Source organism: Scandinavium lactucae (assembly GCF_033843265.1).
Classification (GTDB): Bacteria; Pseudomonadota; Gammaproteobacteria; order Enterobacterales; family Enterobacteriaceae; genus Scandinavium; species Scandinavium lactucae.
In genome coordinates this window covers 433,179-449,794 of the sequence record NZ_JAWXRD010000002.1, presented here as the reverse complement: position 1 = coordinate 449,794, position 16,616 = coordinate 433,179, and the positions used below count along the sequence as shown (strand labels likewise).

15 protein-coding genes are annotated in these 16,616 nt (G+C 43.0%); 9 read left to right on the top strand and 6 right to left on the bottom strand.

Annotated elements, in window-relative coordinates; all coding sequences use genetic code 11:
- Nucleotides 1–151: 151 nt before the first annotated feature.
- The gene (locus SIK69_RS04075; RefSeq protein ID WP_319785473.1) at nt 152–1,327 is read left to right on the top strand and encodes a tyrosine-type recombinase/integrase; all 1,176 of its coding nucleotides are present in this window, start codon (nt 152–154) and stop codon (nt 1,325–1,327) included.
- Nucleotides 1,328–1,330: 3 nt separating this feature from the next.
- The gene (locus tag SIK69_RS04070; protein ID WP_319785472.1) at nt 1,331–3,325 is read left to right on the top strand and encodes an ATP-binding protein; all 1,995 of its coding nucleotides are present in this window, start codon (nt 1,331–1,333) and stop codon (nt 3,323–3,325) included.
- A 35-nt stretch (nt 3,326–3,360) separates the two neighbouring features.
- On the opposite strand, the gene SIK69_RS04065 is transcribed toward SIK69_RS04070, so the two are convergent.
- The 4 genes from SIK69_RS04065 to SIK69_RS04050 all read right to left on the bottom strand — a co-directional run bounded on the left by SIK69_RS04065 (nt 3,361) and on the right by SIK69_RS04050 (nt 6,873).
- Complete coding sequence (locus tag SIK69_RS04065; protein WP_319785471.1) at nt 3,361–4,773, bottom strand: hypothetical protein; 1,413 nt, start codon at nt 4,771–4,773, stop codon at nt 3,361–3,363.
- A 522-nt stretch (nt 4,774–5,295) separates the two neighbouring features.
- Nucleotides 5,296–5,571, bottom strand: coding sequence for an Ogr/Delta-like zinc finger protein (locus tag SIK69_RS04060; protein ID WP_319785470.1), 276 nt, complete (start codon nt 5,569–5,571; stop codon nt 5,296–5,298).
- Nucleotides 5,552–6,124, bottom strand: a complete 573-nt coding sequence (locus SIK69_RS04055; RefSeq protein ID WP_319785469.1) for a phage polarity suppression protein — start codon at nt 6,122–6,124, stop codon at nt 5,552–5,554. The genes SIK69_RS04060 and SIK69_RS04055 overlap by 20 nt, the downstream gene beginning before the upstream one ends.
- On the bottom strand, nt 6,124–6,873 hold the full coding sequence (locus tag SIK69_RS04050) for a phage polarity suppression protein (RefSeq protein WP_319785468.1): 750 nt from the start codon (nt 6,871–6,873) through the stop codon (nt 6,124–6,126). The genes SIK69_RS04055 and SIK69_RS04050 overlap by 1 nt, the downstream gene beginning before the upstream one ends.
- A gap of 917 nt (nt 6,874–7,790) precedes the next feature.
- Here SIK69_RS04050 and SIK69_RS04045 point away from each other — a divergent pair.
- From SIK69_RS04045 to SIK69_RS04015, 7 genes are all read left to right on the top strand, one after another.
- Complete coding sequence (locus SIK69_RS04045; RefSeq protein WP_035595081.1) at nt 7,791–8,051, top strand: helix-turn-helix transcriptional regulator; 261 nt, start codon at nt 7,791–7,793, stop codon at nt 8,049–8,051.
- Nucleotides 8,048–8,605, top strand: a complete 558-nt coding sequence (locus SIK69_RS04040) for a host cell division inhibitor Icd-like protein (RefSeq protein ID WP_089598114.1) — start codon at nt 8,048–8,050, stop codon at nt 8,603–8,605. The genes SIK69_RS04045 and SIK69_RS04040 overlap by 4 nt, the downstream gene beginning before the upstream one ends.
- The gene (locus tag SIK69_RS04035; RefSeq protein ID WP_001071227.1) at nt 8,602–8,823 is read left to right on the top strand and encodes a hypothetical protein; all 222 of its coding nucleotides are present in this window, start codon (nt 8,602–8,604) and stop codon (nt 8,821–8,823) included. The genes SIK69_RS04040 and SIK69_RS04035 overlap by 4 nt, the downstream gene beginning before the upstream one ends.
- On the top strand, nt 8,823–9,146 hold the full coding sequence (locus SIK69_RS04030; protein ID WP_125354713.1) for a DUF5375 family protein: 324 nt from the start codon (nt 8,823–8,825) through the stop codon (nt 9,144–9,146). The genes SIK69_RS04035 and SIK69_RS04030 overlap by 1 nt, the downstream gene beginning before the upstream one ends.
- A 13-nt stretch (nt 9,147–9,159) precedes the next feature.
- Nucleotides 9,160–11,481 (top strand): primase-helicase zinc-binding domain-containing protein, encoded by a 2,322-nt coding sequence (locus tag SIK69_RS04025; protein ID WP_319785467.1) that lies wholly within the window; start codon nt 9,160–9,162, stop codon nt 11,479–11,481.
- Nucleotides 11,482–11,586: 105 nt separating this feature from the next.
- Nucleotides 11,587–12,684: an SIR2 family protein gene (locus SIK69_RS04020; RefSeq protein ID WP_319785466.1), complete on the top strand. Its 1,098-nt coding sequence runs from the start codon at nt 11,587–11,589 to the stop codon at nt 12,682–12,684.
- Nucleotides 12,685–13,470: 786 nt separating this feature from the next.
- Nucleotides 13,471–13,668: a hypothetical protein gene (locus tag SIK69_RS04015; RefSeq protein WP_319626612.1), complete on the top strand. Its 198-nt coding sequence runs from the start codon at nt 13,471–13,473 to the stop codon at nt 13,666–13,668.
- Here SIK69_RS04015 and SIK69_RS04010 read toward each other — a convergent pair.
- Complete coding sequence (locus SIK69_RS04010) at nt 13,652–14,458, bottom strand: cyclic nucleotide-binding domain-containing protein (RefSeq protein ID WP_319785465.1); 807 nt, start codon at nt 14,456–14,458, stop codon at nt 13,652–13,654. The genes SIK69_RS04015 and SIK69_RS04010 overlap by 17 nt on opposite strands.
- 1,427 nt (nt 14,459–15,885) lie before the next feature.
- Nucleotides 15,886–16,377: a hypothetical protein gene (locus SIK69_RS04005; RefSeq protein WP_319785464.1), complete on the bottom strand. Its 492-nt coding sequence runs from the start codon at nt 16,375–16,377 to the stop codon at nt 15,886–15,888.
- Nucleotides 16,378–16,616: the final 239 nt, after the last annotated feature.

Genomic DNA, 16,616 nt, shown 5'->3' with positions numbered 1-16,616 from the left:
CAAACGTCCGTATCAATCCATAACCACCATGATTTATAACGATTTTACTGCTCATTAGTCCATAATTGTCCGTAACCATCCAGTAGAATCCGATACAGAATGTGTATAGTATTGTGTATATGTTCCTGTTCGGTCCTGGATTCCTATACACATGCCTTTAAACGATATGCAGATTCGCCGCGCTAAGCCTGAAGATAAACCCTATACGCTTGGGGATGGGCAAGGCTTGTCATTGCTTATTGAACCTAATGGAAGCAAGAGCTGGCGGTTCCGCTATCGCTATGCTGGTAAACCCAAGATGATCTCGCTTGGGGTTTACCCAACGATAACCCTTGCCGATGCTCGTTCCCGTCGTGATGAAGCTCGAAAACTTGTGGCAGAAGGAAAGAACCCTAGTGAGGTTCGAAAAGAGCAAAAGTTGGCTCTGCAAACAGAGTCAGAGAATGCCTTCGAAAAGATAGCCAGAGAGTGGCATCAACTTAAATCTGCTAAATGGTCGGCAGGATATGCATCAGACATCATGGAAGCGTTTAAGAACGACATTTTTCCTTATGTTGGAACAAGGCCAGTGGGAGAGATTAAACCGCTAGAGCTGCTCAACGTGCTGCGTAAAATTGAGAAACGCGGTGCGTTGGAGAAAATGCGTAAAGTGCGGCAGCGTTGCTCCGAAGTTTTTCGTTACGCAATTGCAACGGGTAGGGCCGAGTACAATCCTGCGGCTGATCTCTCCAGTGCCCTCGAAGTACATCAATCCAATCATTTCCCGTTCCTAAAAGCTGATGAGATACCTGATTTTCTACGTGCCTTAGAAGGTTACTCGGGGAGTAAGCTTGTTCAGATAGCCACGAAATTACTGATGATTACTGGCGTGAGAACCATCGAATTACGTGCGGCATTATGGCAAGAATTTGATCTGGATAACGCTATTTGGGAAATTCCTGCTGAAAGGATGAAAATGCGCAGGCCGCATCTTGTTCCTTTGTCGGCTCAAGCGTTAGATTTACTCCATGAACTTAAGACTATGACAGGGAACTATCGTTATGTTTTTCCAGGGCGGAATGATCCGAACAAACCTATGAGCGAAGCGAGCATAAACCAGGTCATCAAGCGTATCGGTTATGCTGGACAGGTGACTGGACATGGATTTAGGCATTCAATGTCAACCATCTTGCATGAGCAAGGCTATGATACAGTTTGGATAGAAATGCAATTGGCTCATGTAGATAAAAATAGTATACGTGGAACATATAATCATGCTCAATACATTGATAAAAGAAGCATAATGTTACAATGGTATGCTGAATTTATCCTTGGGATAAGGAATTAGATTGTGGCTAAAGAAAGAGTAGTTGTTAATGATAAGGGAATTCGTAATAGGCTGAAAGCAATAAAGCCATTTAACTCGATCGCAGAATACATATGGAATAGCTTTGATGCTGGTGCAGCGAATGTAAATTTATCATATGAAACCGATTCTATGGATACAGTCATTTCTTTATCGATCGGTGATGACGGTTTAGGCATTAACTATAGTAAGCTGAACAGTAAGTTTAAGCCATTCCTTTCATCTGAAAAAAGGTCAGATGACGAAAGTTCAATAATGAGTCTTGTTCATGGTAAAAATGGATTGGGACGATTGACTTTTTATAAATTTTCACATGTTGCAATATGGAGCACAACATATAATGAAGGAAATGAATTATACAATTATGATATAACGGTTTCAGATGATTCGTTGGATAGTTTCAGCAACACGGAACCTACAGCAGTAGATGTAAAAAAATGTGGAACAACGGTACTTTTTAGTCATATTTACGAACTGTCAGAACATTACATTCAAGGGGTTTTAATTCCTTATTTGGAAAAAGAGTTCTCTTGGTTTTTGTATCTGTTTAAAAAACAAAAATATTGCATTAATATTAATGATACGCTATTGAATATATCGAATCTCATCAAAGATAGCGAGGTTTTTAATCTGAATGTTGAAGGTGTTAACTTTGAAGTCGAGTATGTCCGTTGGTGTGCAAGGCTCAATCATCAGGCATCAAGGATGTATTTCACCTCTTCAGAAGGATGTTTTAAATATTCTGTAACAACGCGTCTTAATAATAAATCAGACTCATTTCATCACAGTGTGTATATACAGAGTGCATTCTTTGATAATTTTATTGCTAACAATAGCAATCAAGATGATATGTTTTGCAACAGTACTGGTTCTGACATATATAAAAAACTTGTTAGTGAGATAAATTCATTTCTTAGGCTCAAAAGAAAACCCTTGCTATTGGAGTTTGCTCAAGAGTTGGTCGTAGTTTATGAAGAAAAAGGGATTTTTCCATCATATAATCAAAGAAATAAGTGGGATGCAATGAAGGCTGAAGATCTGAGGGAAGCGGTCCAGCAGTTATATCAAATTGAACCTAAGTTTTTTAGAGGGCTTAATAAGCCTCAGCAAAAAATATTAGTTAGAATGCTTGCTTTGATCATCGATGGTGGTGATGTTGATAGCTTCTTTGATATAGTCGATGGTGTTATAAGTCTTTCTTCCGATGAAAAAGATAAATTTGCAGAGCAATTAAAAGTAACACAATTGTCATCTATTTTGAGAACTATTGAGTTAATAACAGATAGATATAAATCCGTTCAAGAATTTAAAAAATTAGTATTTGACCCAGAAATGTATGCAGGAGAAGTTCCACATCTGCAGAAAATGATGGAAAAGAACTATTGGCTACTGGGTGAACAGTATCAAGTTGTTACTGCGGAGGAACCAGATTTTAATGAAGCTCTGAAACGTCACTCGTATATATTACGGGGCGAGACAAGTGATGAGAGAGTTGCACATGAGTCTGCAAACCGAGAAATGGACCTGTTCATGGTAAGGCAGCGATATGAAAACAACCATATTGAGCATATTGTTGTTGAATTAAAACACCCTGTCAACGTTCGATTAGGTAAAAAGCAAATAGACCAAATATACGATTATTATCAAGTTATAAAAAGTATAGATCGGTTTAACGCTTCTAATATGAAATGGAAGTTTTATCTAATTGGGAATAAGTTCGATAGCACCAATTATATTGAAGATCTTATTAAAAATTTCCAGGGTAAAGGGGAATACGGACTTGCCCATAAAGGGGAATATGAGATCTATGTTAGAACATGGTCCGAAATATTTTCTGATTTTGAATTAAAGCATAATTATTTAGATGAGAAATTAAACATTGAAAAAGAAAATCTGCAAGTAGATATGTATAAAAACGCGGATGATATCGTCAGTGAAGTTAGAGCCTCTGATGGAGAACCTCAATTTTCAATTCCATGATTCTAGGCAAAAGGCCATCATAGATGGCCTTTTTTTTATTCATCTATACGGAATTCTTCTTTTTTCTTATCTTTTCGAGTAAGTATGTTATAGGTGATAGACGAATATGGATGGAATTCTGGTATGATACTTTTGATTACACCATCCTCCATAAAATGGTGTGCGATAGAAGGGAACAATCGATAGTCTACAGGATGTTTAGCATTGGGGTTATGGTACATATTTAACCCCTCAGCCCAACTTTCAGTTGTTTTTCCTGTCTCTACAGCAAAAGCAAAGAATTCAGGATTCATTGCCTCAGGATCATGATCATGGCAAAAACCTCTTCTAAAAAGCATTAAATTAGGATCGCCAAACCCTGCTAATTTTCCCATTCTATTAAATTTGGAGATAGTGCCGCTATTGGAACTAAGTATCGCTGATATATTTTCAGCATCATCCAGATAGAAAAAACCCGATGGGATTTCTTTTGCGTCGAGTTTATGTGTTAAAATTTTCGTAGGAGCCATATGGTAACTCCCATCTTCAGTTTGTCTATGTTCATATCGCATCCCATACAGATATTGCCAAAGTGCGCTGTGAGACCAAACCATTGAATTTGCTTCATGGAAATCAGCAATGGCAAATACGAGTGGATTCCCCTTTACATGCTCTAAATTCCAATATCGATTTTTTTTTGTCAATTTTGAATATAATGAGCTCCCAAATTTTATTGGCATGTAATTTTCAAGCTTTTCCATCAACTCATGGGGGGTTTTAGGTTCGAAGTTACGTTCTAGTTCTGTATCTGTATTATTAGCTGAGGGATTGACTGTTACTGCTTCAATGCATATGGTTTTACCATATTTTTGCACCATAAAGTCTGGAGCATGATATTTCCTATCCATCCAAAAGTGCTCTTCTCTAAGATAGGCAAATAAGTATAACTCCCATAATCTTGCATCAAAAGCCGTGGTTTGAAATTGTTCGACAAAATTACCATCAACATCATCAAAATGATTCATCATTTCTTTAATTATGCCTGTTGCTGGTGACCAATTAAGATATTTACCGAATAATGAGAAGTGTTTATGAAGTTTTTCCTCCTTGACAATAGGTGTGAATAAGTCCATTGGTTCATAAGTCTCATCACCTTGGGGAAAAATCTTAACTCGATTTTTAATATTTTTCCGCATCAGTTTTTTTAATTTTGCGCGAGCAGTGTTTAGTTTTTCCTCACTAGCAAATACGTCAATACATCTAAATCTATTGCTTAAATCCCTTGCTAAAACAACACCACCATAATCTTTATCCTCTAAATCCAATAAAACAACTCCAAGCAAGTATTCCTGAGGGCCACAATACCATTCTAATTCTTCTGAAAGTAACTCAGTGTTGGGCATTCTAGTCCAGTCAACGAAAGAGTTAAATCTCTCTCTGCTTATTTTTTTAATATCACTAAAAGACATTAAATCCATCCTTATATAATTATTCAATATTAAAATTTAATTTATCAGATAAGTTTGTATAAGCAAACAAATGTCTTCTAAATTAGATGCAGATCAAGAAAAGAAACCGTGTGAGAATAATTTTTAATAAATTATCTCTTATCGGTTGAGCAAAAGGATACGGCATAGCGTGTTTTTTAGTTGGAAATCATAATCAAACAGCAATGCTGGGTATCATTTATCTCAAATACTCCTTCTACTCACCCAAAGATTAACTGGTTCGCTCACCTTCCTTGATTTTAGAGTTTTCCCCTTCAGCGCGAGCAGCCCCGCCCGCCTGCCCGCTTCACTTAACGCATGGGTTTTCATGCACTGCCAATTTGTCCTCAAGGCCCGTGAATTATGGGGGCTGGGACTAAAATTGATGCATGAAACTCATGCGTTTTCATGCAGCATAGACATGCACTCTCAGCTTCAACGGAAAACCAGAAATTTAGCGTAAAAAAACCGGCATAGAAGCCGGTTTGAGGATTGCCTGAGTCGTCAGACAGGAATTTGCTGGCGGTTAGATAGCCTGGAGGCTGCGCCATATTTTCCGAGTATGTGAGCTGATTTCTCTGATTGCTCGCTTGATGTTTCATCCTTGGTCTCAACCTTGTTAGGCCGGGCAATAATCGTGTCCACGCTCTCCAGTGCGGTAAATGTGCATGAGCACTCCAGGTTTTTGCACTGATAGTAGGTCCGCTTTATGGATGGGGCCTCATAAAAGCTGGAACGCGCATGTGAGATTGCGCCGCACTCAGGACACTGTAAAGCCATATGCTTCCTCCGCAAGTTTCAGGCGCTTAAGCCTGTCCTGAAAAGTTTTATGCTTCGCCGGAGTGAATCTCCTGGATGCATCCATGCGCATTGATGCATCAGGCGACAAACCTGATTCATCAAGGATTTCCCGGCATGACTCAAGCAGTTCTGGAGCATTGAGTTCCGAATAATGCGCCAGCGCTGAACGCAACACACGCGCAGCAACATCAAGGCCAAAGGGGCCGTTTAGATAAGGTGCCAGTGCTGAGGTCAGCGCCTTGCCCGAATTTGCCATAAAGTTACTTAAGGCATTATCAACACTGGCATCCACAACATTTCTTTGCGCGTAGAGGCTATCGCTTGCCGCACAACTGATTTGCCATTCAAGCACTTCGAGCTTTTCTCTGAGAGTTTCAACCTGCCAGGCGTAATTGGCGGGTTTATCTGCAGACAGCAACAATGCCTGCAGCCGTAGTTGGGCTGTGCTTTGTTCATTACGAAGGGATAACCAATTCTGAGAAGCATCCCTATAGTGCTGCAGCGCTTCCTGAGGGGGAATAGTAGTGTTCATCAGCTTTGCTCCTTCTTCGCTTTTTCACGCTGTTTCTGAATACGAATTTGCGCCGCCGGGCTTGGGGCGTTCTTAATGTCCTGATAGGCAAAACTGTCAGCACGTACACCAATCGTTTTGAGGAAAGGATCATTCTGGAATGATTCATCCTGTTTTATTGCTGGGTCGGTAATTTTTGAGAAAACGAAATTCCGTAATAACGTTTCAGGGTCATTCACCTCATGGACAACGCCCACATAAGCGCTGGCGCGCCGTCCCATTGTCACTTTGAGCAGGCTCAGGAGTTGAATAAGAGTCTTGCCATGCTGTCCCATGAAATCATCCCATAGCCGGGTAACATGGAGCTCGATTAGGTCGTCGTGCGCCTGAATGTACCCACGGGCCAGTTTCGCCGTATTCCAGGGCAGTAATTCATTATCTCCGGCATGGGCTGCAAGCAGGTCATCAAACTCGTCGAGCGTTTCCCGGCCCAGGGCAATCTCAGCCCGGAGCTTTTTCATCTTTGGCGTTACCTGTCCCTGGTTTTCATGAAACATCTGCCGCCATTCCTCATTTTGTGCCTTTGCCTCCGTTTCCGTTTCTACACGGCGTTTACGGATTGTTGTGAGCATCGCTGCAGCATCAGCTTGCTTGCGACGGGCTTCCATCCAGGCTGATTTAGCGACATTCACTTTTTCAAGCGCCTGTTGCGTCGAAGCAGGGATAGAAATATCAGCGATCGGGTTATTGCTCTGTTCTGGGATAGTCATGTCAGCACCTGGTGGTTTGTCGTGGTGTCAATTGTGCTGTCATGCATACAAAGCTGCCATTGAATGCCATTGTGCGAGCGACAAGACAAAGACCTCTTTTGGCTAGCCAGGAAAGGCCTCGTTTAACTGAGGCTGTTTCAGACTTACTTTAACTGTTCACTACTATTCACTTAGTTAAAAAAATAGATAATACAGTAAGTTAAAGGGTGAAGGGTAGGCGGGACAGTATTCATCGACTGTTCATAGCTGTTCACGTGGGAATAAAATCATTTATGGTATTTTTTCATAATGGATGGCTATTTTATTCCTCATGGATATTTGATTTTTGCTCCTCACCACTATTCACCCTTATTCAGCAGTATTCGACAGGCGCTGGAATACACTGCATATTTTTTCCGGGAAATAACATTTTCGCCTCTGACCATGGTGTTGCATTTCATACTGATTTTTATAAAACTAGAGCTGCCCGGTTCTTTATGGATTCATTTGGATATATTTTAGTATTTAAGGTGAGATTATTTAATATCAAGGTTTTTATGCAGACCCAATGTTTATACGTTGGATGCGATTCATAAATATGTCCGGGAATTGGGGCCTACAATGCAAGGCCTCGTGTAGACGTTGTACTGCCTTGCTGTATGGGCGATGGGGCCAGCACCATTAGGTGCAATGACCCATGGGGTAGTAAACCCGGGATGAATGGTAGTTCCTATTAATGCTCCTGTATTTATAGTTCGCAGGCATGATGTTTATTATGTCGTTTTATATGGTTTGATAGGGTTTTCACTTCCATGAAATCAATATGTGACGCTAAATAAATAATGCGTGCGCAAGCGAGTTATATACACATAATAAGGAACTACCTGAATTCGGATGAATTTATCCGGACTGCTTTGGAAATTAAAGAGGGTAGATAAATGCATAATATTTCTGTGTCTGCGCCAGCTCCTGCTGCGCCATTGTTTCCTGTATCGAACCAGCATGAGCGTTTTTTACGTCTGCCCGAGGTGATGCACTTGTGTGGGTTGTCTCGTTCGACCATTTACGACCTGATCAGCCGCGATGCGTTTCCGAAGCAGATCCCGCTTGGCGGTAAAAATGTCGCCTGGGCGCAGTCTGAGGTCAGCGCATGGATGGCGGACCGTATCAGCGCACGCGGGCGGGGATGTGATGCATGATGATACCTGAATACATTAAATACCTTTTTTCTGGCTTGCTTACTGCCGTCATTTCCAGGTATAGTTTTTCCGCTGTCGCAAAATCGGCAGCCGGAATTGGCGTTCCGCGAAACTCAATGGCGACACCAGACGCGCCAGGCGTCTTTTTTTTCGTCGTAGCTCAGGCACATCCATTTTCCGGACTGTGGTGTTTATGCGTACACCGTGGTTCTTTCGAGATAATGGCAGTCCGGGCGGGGCAGCCTTCGGGCTGGCCGGTATCCATTGAGGCCGGTTACGCCAACCCCGTTCGGGCTGCCACCAGTGAAATTGGCGTTTCCGGTGGTAGCAATAACCGCTACTCAATGGAGGCTGCCATCATGGCTACAATCCTCACCCCGTCATACCCGCAATATGTCTTTGTGTTTGCCGCAATCCGCCGGGCTGACACTCAACCCCGCATCTGTATGCTTCGCACTGTGGCCTGCGATGAGCGTTCCGCGCGCCTTTCGCTGGTCCGTGATTATGTGCTCTCCCTTTCTGCACGCCTGCCTGCCAGGGAGGTGACGCTATGAACCAGTTTGAGATCTCCTACGACGACGTTGTGAGGCTGAAACATTTACGCAATGTGGGTGAGTATGTAACTGGCATGGCAGCCCTGCAGGACTGTTATGAAAAGCCAGCAGGAGCGCAATGCGAACAACTGGTTTCCCTCATCTATCTGATGACAGAGCAACTGGATGGAGTGGTGCAACGCTGCCATGACGACCTGATGAATGCGGAGGTGGCCTGATGCAATCCTGTGAATCTCATCTGGCACTTCGTGCCGCTCTGTATCGCCGTGCCGTAGCCTGTGCCTGGCTGACTATCAGCAGTCAGCAGGAACGTTATTCCGGCCTGACGCTCACTGAACTTGAAGATGCCATCGCCCGCGAGCTGGAAGGGTTCTATCTGCGCCAGCACGGGCAGCAAAGAGGACTGGAAATTGCCTGCGCGTTGCTTTCGGATCTGATGGAGTCGGGGCCGCTTAAAGCCTGTCCGGTTCTCTCACTGCTCGGAATGACGGTAATGGATGAACTTTGCTCCCGTCACCTCAATAAACCAGCGCTGCACTAAGGAGGGCCGCACAATGTCAGGAATGAAAGTTAGCCAGGCTGAGAAAGCAGCTCGCGGTCACTGGTCAAGAATTTTACCCGCACTGGGCGTAAACGTACTGAAAAATCGACACCAGCCCTGTCCGGTCTGTGCCGGGAAAGACCGCTTTCGGTTTGATGACCAGGAAGGGCGGGGAACGTGGTTCTGTAACCAGTGCGGGGCAGGTGATGGCCTGGCGCTTGTAAGTAAAGTACTGGATGTAGGCATTAGTGAAGCGGCAGACAGAATAAACGGCATTACCGGAAATCTGCCACCCGTATCTCAGGAAATGCTTGAATCTGATTCTCTTGAAAAAGAGGCCGGGAGACAAGCTGCAGCCGTGCTGGCAGCCCGTTTGTTTGAGAAATCCCGTCAGACCACTGGCAATGCCTATCTGACGGGTAAAGGATTTTCTGCTCTGCCTGGCCGGGAATTAACCGCCGTGCATAAAGTCGGTGGTGTGACATTCCGTATGGGAGATCTTATCGTTCCACTGTATGCAGATGGGGAGCTGGTAAATCTGCAGTTAATCAACGCTGATGGGGAAAAATGCTTCCTTAAAGGCGGTCAGGTTAAGAATGCCTCTTACCTGGTTGAAGGTGCTGCCAAAACAGCCAAACGGCTCTGGATAGCGGAAGGATATGCCACCGCACTCACTATCAACCATCTGACTGGCGATGCTGTCATGGTGGCCTTTTCGTCCGTCAATTTCCTTTCCCTGACGAGCATTGCCTGCAGTCAGTACCCAACGCACCAGATAATTATTGCTGCTGACCGCGATCTCAACGGTGCGGGGCAAACAAGGGGCGTAGCTGCTGCCAGGGCCTGCAATTGCACAATGGCGCTCCCACCTGTGTTTGGTGACTGGAACGATGCATTCACGCAGAACGGCGAAGAAGCCACCCGGCAGGCAATTTATGAAGTAATAAAACCAGCTATTGCCAGCCCCTTCGACACAATGAGCGAAGCTGAATTTACCGCGCTGAGCGTCAGCGAAAAAGCGCAGAGGGTAGTGGACCACTATAAAAATGCACTGGCGGTAGACCCGAACGGGCAGCTCCTTTCACGCTATGAGGCGGGGGCCTGGAAAGTTATCTCTTACGCCGATTTTGCCCGTGATGTGGCTGCGCTGTTTCAGCGCCTCGGCGCACCTTTTTCATCCGGAAAAATTGCCTCTCTCGTGGAAACCCTCAAACTGATTGTTCCGCAACAACAGAATCCGGCGCGGCAGCTGATCGGGTTTCGCAACGGTGTGCTCGATACCCGTACAGGATTGTTTAGCCTGCACGATAAGAAGCACTGGTTACGTACGCTGTGCGAGGTGGATTACACGCAGCCCGTTGACGGTGAGGCACTGGAAACTCATGCCCCGGCGTTCTGGCGCTGGCTGGATCGTGCCGCAGGTTACAAACCTGAAAAGCGAGACATTATTCTGGCAGCATTATTTATGGTGCTGGCTAACCGCTACGACTGGCAGTTGTTTCTGGAGGTCACTGGCCCCGGTGGAAGCGGTAAGAGTATCCTGGCTGAAATCGCAACCATGCTGGCAGGTGAGGATAACTCTACCTCGGCAACCATTGAAATGCTTGAGTCACCACGAGAACGAGCCGCATTAATAGGCTTTTCACTGATTCGCCTTCCCGATCAGGAGAAGTGGAGCGGTGACGGGGCCGGACTAAAAGCCATCACTGGCGGCGATGCAGTATCCGTTGATCCCAAATACCAGAACGCCTATTCAACCCACATTCCGGCGGTCATTCTGGCTGTGAACAATAATCCGATGCGTTTTACTGATCGTAGTGGTGGAGTTTCACGCCGAAGGGTGATCCTGCATTTCCCCGACCAGATAGCCCCGGAGGAACGCGATACCCAGCTCAAAGAGAAAATTGCCAGCGAGCTGGCTGTGATTGTTCGCCAGCTTATGCAGCGTTTCAGCGACCCTATGAGCGCCAGAGCATTACTTCAGGCGCAGCAAAATTCCGATGAAGCGCTCACCATCAAACGTGATGCCGATTCTGCGTTTGATTTTTGCGGCTACCTTGAAGTTTTACCAGACACCACGGGTATGTTTATGGGGAACGCTAACATTGTTCCACGTCAGCCTCGTATGTACCTCTACCATGCCTATCTGGTCTACATGGAAGCCAACGGCTATAAAAATACGCTCAGTCTGACCATGTTTGGCAAGGGGCTGCCGTTAATGCTCAAGGAATATGGGTTGCAGTACGAGAAGCGGCGGACCAATCAAGGAATGCAGACCAATCTGACACTTAGAGAGGAAAGCAATGCAGATTGGTTGCCAAAGTGCAGTGTCTAAATCACAAAATAGGTTTTTAAACCGGCGGCAGCCGGTTTTTTCTTGACATCTGAATAACCTAATCTTCAAATATCTGACCGCAGAATATAATTTAAGAGGTTATGGATGAAAACTGTATTTGTGCTTGGCGCTGGGTTTTCAAAAGAAGCTGGCGCTCCTATGCAGGCAGAAATAATGGGTGAGATATTTAAAATACACCAAGAGAATCCAAACAATTTTGATTCTTCAGATTTTCTGCTTTTTGAAAGATTACTTACTGAACAATTATATTATAAACGTGAGCAATTTAAAGATGTTCAGATTGAAGATATGTTCACTCCTTTAGACCGGTGCTTAGCGGATAATATCCAGTTTAGAGGTCTGTCTATTGAGCAAATGACAAAGACAAGGGATGCTATTTTTAATATCATTGGCGTAGCCATTAGAAGGATATTAAAAAGAAAAGGGAATAGTAAAGAGTATATTGACCACTTTGCTGAGTATTTAGTGAGGAAGTGTAGTGAGAGACTGGGTGGTAATTATAGACAGCATGATCCTGTAAGCGTTATTAGTACCAACTGGGATATTCTATTGGATAATTCATTGTATGATTATATCCAGAGGAACTATCAAGGACGTGCAGTTGTAGATTATTGCTGTTATATAAGCTCATTAGAGGAAAGGGACGAAACGGTAAAGCCGGGTCTAGAAATGTTAGGAGCAGGTGGTTTTAATGTGAAACTGCTGAAGATACATGGTTCGCTTAACTGGCTACAATGTTCGCGATGCATGCGTCTTTATGTCGGATTTAATGAAAAAATAGGGGTTATTAGAGGGGCAACATGCAGGCACTGTGATAAAAATTATGACGCAACAAATAAAGAAAACAGATTGATATCAAATCTTATCATGCCTACCTTTCTAAAGGATCTATCAAATCCTCAATACAAAATAATTTGGCAAAATGCTGGTATTGAATTATCTGAAGCTGACAGAATAATCTTCATAGGATATTCGTTGCCGAGTGCTGATTTTGAAATGAGACAGCTTTTATCTCGAATGATTAAACGAAGTGTTAAAATTGAAGTCGTAACATATGAAAGAGATAAAGAAAAAGAAGAGGATATAAAAAAATATTGGCAGGCGTTTTTTGGAGAGCGCGAGGTCAAAGTTCATTTATGTGGTGCCAGTCAGTTTATTGAGCGATCCTTATATCTTCAATAAATCCTATAGGTTATGGATGGGGCTAACTTCACAGTCCTGTTCTTTTGGAATAGGTTAAAATTTAGGAATAGATAGCCTAAACCTATCACTAGTTTGTTAAGAGTGGACCACCAACCCGGCGAATGCCGGGTTTTTTATTGTCTAAGGCCAAATGTAGAGTTTGCTGTTCACTCTTCACTTAACGGTTAACCTCTATTGAATTGATATTTAATGTAAAAAAATGACTGTGAACACTGTGTACGCTTTTCTTAAGAAAAAGTATTTTGTTGGGTGTAGAGGTGAGTGATTTTTGAACGCCCCCGCCAATGTGTATAGCTATGTGTATAGAATTATTTGTCGATATTAATAATTCGATTAAAAACAATCATTTGTTGTGTGTTGTTTGTTCCTATTATCGCACCATCTCAAACTCTTCCCAGGTCTACCGAAATCAACGCAAAGCTTGTGTCTTATCTCCAGCTATCAACTTGAACCCACCAAGGCCAAATTACATTTGAAGGCATTCTATCTAAGAACAAAAGAGATGCCCCAAGCTTTGAGATGGGATTGCATGAGTGGGCCGATAAATGTGTTGTTCGATCTTGCCATTCAGTAAATGTTCGATTTATTCATCAAATCCGTTCGACACTTTTAATAAGTAAGTAATCCACGGGAAGGGAGGGGATAAGTAAATATTATGATATTAAAAGCATAATGACGTGTCCTGTTACTTGAAATAACAGACACGGTGGCGACTCTTCGTGAAAATAAGCCTACATTCAAATAACGGGTAAAACGGAGGATTAAATGAATACGACTCAACGGATGGGATTAACGGAAGAACAGTCAGCCAACAGTTTTAGTGAAGATGAACTATCAATGTTGTGCTTCGGTAACACTAAACAAGAAAATGCTTATCGAGAGCTTCTGGCTTACCGAAAACGCGATACACTGAATAAAATCACCCAGAGCCGCCACCTACAAGCCGTTATTTTGACAGCATAACATTTGGCTGGAATGAAACGCCATCAAACATCCTATGTAAAGCCGGATGAGTGCGTTCGATTTCTGGCATGGCGTACTTGTCGTTTTCCTGAAACTCCAACGGCAGTGGGAAGTTAATGGCATTGAGTTTACCTCTGCGAATGTCCAGATAGGCCCGATCCGTTAAGGAGGTAAGCACAGTCTCCACCTGAGCCTTGGGCAAAGAAGCGCGGTTCAACACAAAAGGCAGCAATTTTTGCTCTTCAAGAGTGCCGGTTTGTTTTTGCTCCATATAGTGATAAATCAAGGCTCGAATACGCGAGTATCCACGCAGCATATCGACTACAGAATGTGACAAAATAATTCGCAGGGTAGCTTGTGACAACGCTTTAAACATTAATCCGATGAGCGAGCTAACTTCTGCTTCCTGAATGAAGTTATCTGTTATTTTATGTAATACACAATTTTCCATCGCCCGGTAGCAAAAATGGACATTGGGGATGTATTTATTCAGAATACCAACCGGATCGCCTGGTAATAACGTACCCACGACATGGCTATGCATCGTGTCCATATCCTCCATTATCGCTTCCAGAAAAATTGAACCACTCTTCAAGAGAAAAAGCGCATGTTCCGGAGCGTAAAATGTTTCACCTTGACGTATTGTAACGTCATCGTCTTCACTTAGTGTGGTGGAAGACGATGATTTGCCGACATTTGTGAGTGGGGGATCATAGAACATTGTATTGACAATCCATTTTTGTAATGTTGTTAAACATCTATCTACCCAATAACTTGTGTCAAGCGCCATCAATCGCGTATGGGTAATTTATCCGCGTTTTTATTTTTAATATGGTAGGTATAATACCTTAAATAAACATAAAGAAAACTGACTGATTGGACAGGTTTTTTAAATACTTATTGGGAAGGAAACAATAAGTACTGTCATGCGATTGGGATGAAAAAACAAACATGGTTACAGTTGGAAATGATGTGAAGTGATATTGAGTTGAGTGAAATCTCTGTGATAGCGATGTTTTAATATGACAACCTGCTGAAAATAAAGGAATTAATGAAATCCATTTTTATTTCACTGCCATCAGTATGGGCTTGTCACTAATAGTGTTTTCTTCATTGAATGATTAATGAAAATGTGATCCACTAGACAGATTATACATACAGTGAAGGAGCTTAGGAGGGGAAGCATCGTCTTATACAAATTGTTGCGGACCGCTGTTGTGAATGCCTGATACTGCAAGATTGCAACGAAAAATATGGCGATGGGTTGTTATTATCCATAATGAACACACCATTCGTTTTAAAAAAATCCGCCCGACGTTATTGGGCGGAAAGCCTTACAAGATTTAGGTTATTTACAGATGAAACCTATCCGGTCTCAACGTGTAATTATTTTACTTAGGACAGCCTGTCGACTCATCTTAAAAGTTGTTTTATCTGGTAATAACTACCTACAAAATATGCCTGAAGACAATGTTTGGTATAGTATTTGAATATAAAGAGTTGCAATGCATTTAAGTCGCCGAAGCGTCACGAAGTAGAGTCTATGCTGGCGCTTGGCCATAATCTTGCCCTACGCAAAAACACGAATCCGAGAGGACACACATCTTTGAGCGGTGGTTGTGCTGGTAAAAGCCATGATTCATTGAACGGCAGTCAGTTAAGCAACGGGCTGCTTTTTTGTTCGGGGTTGCCATCTGTCTCATCTGATGAAGCATCACATCCCGCGTAGGCGTCAGCGGACGGGTTGCTTTTCCTTTCCAGGTGAAGGGTAACAGCCGGTATGTCACTTCCTTTGTCATTTCCGGCTATTTTTTCGCACATGTGGGCGGGTTTTCAGCGACAGAAAGCTGAGAGTTCCAGACCCGGCAAAAGAACGTGGTATCAGCTCCTGCTCACGATAATCTCTCAGAGAGGTCAGCGGATGACATCGAGAGCCGTAACGGGATACGACAGCAAGTGCCTGCCATTTCTGTCATTCCTTTGAGCTGGTTGCCCCCTTTCTGTAACAAAATGTCATTCATTTCTTGGCTGACTCATTCGGATACGAGTGGGACAAACCACCGAACTTAACAAGCATATAATCCCTAAATGGAAGAGGTGTTTCATGCCAGGTAAATACTCGCAGAGTTTGCGAAATGGTATTTGTTTCATGATTGCACTATAGGAGCTTATAGAGGCTTTTTTTGGACTTGTGATTGTCTTATATTGTTCTGGAAATTAAATGTTATCTATGCTTTTGAGATATTCATTCACAAGATGAAGCAGCAAGGCATTTACAGTTTGAGGGCCTGTGTTTTCATAACGATTGAGCGCTGCCTGACGCTCTATTGCCACAAGTTGATATTTGAGCAGCGTGAATGTTCTGTTGGTTTTATTGGCTCGTCGCTGACGGTAGTCGTCGAGGGTTTTTATTTCATCCATGTTTCCACTTAGCGTGATGTTGAAGCTTAGAGGGTTGTATTTTGTGTAGGATGCTTGCTTTGCTTCATTATCCAACGTGATATGCGACTCGATTATTAGACGAAGAAGGGCACTGACTGAAACAGGCTTTTTGTCATTGAGTTTATTGAGAGCGACCTGCCTGATGAGTGATCGATCGGCTTGTTCGGAAAGCAAAAATGTCCTTCTTATTAAGGAGTTATCTGGTTTTCCTTGCGTTGTGTTCACGGTTGATTGAGGTATTAAAGGAGGGGGGGTATCAATTTGCATCTTAAAAATCCTCTTTCTGCCTGGATGGCCTGAATGCCTTTTCTATGTACAAATACAGCTTGTCATGAATAGTAGCTTTATCCTGAAGGAATGTGCACCGTTTATACTTTTCATAATGTAAGTAAATTGTAAATCAGGGATGTTCTTCAGAAGCATTTAAAAACTATTTAAATACTTTTTTGTAGGGTGATTTTGTTGGGACCATTATGCTGTGCGAGATTGCTGCTATTCCCATTTTT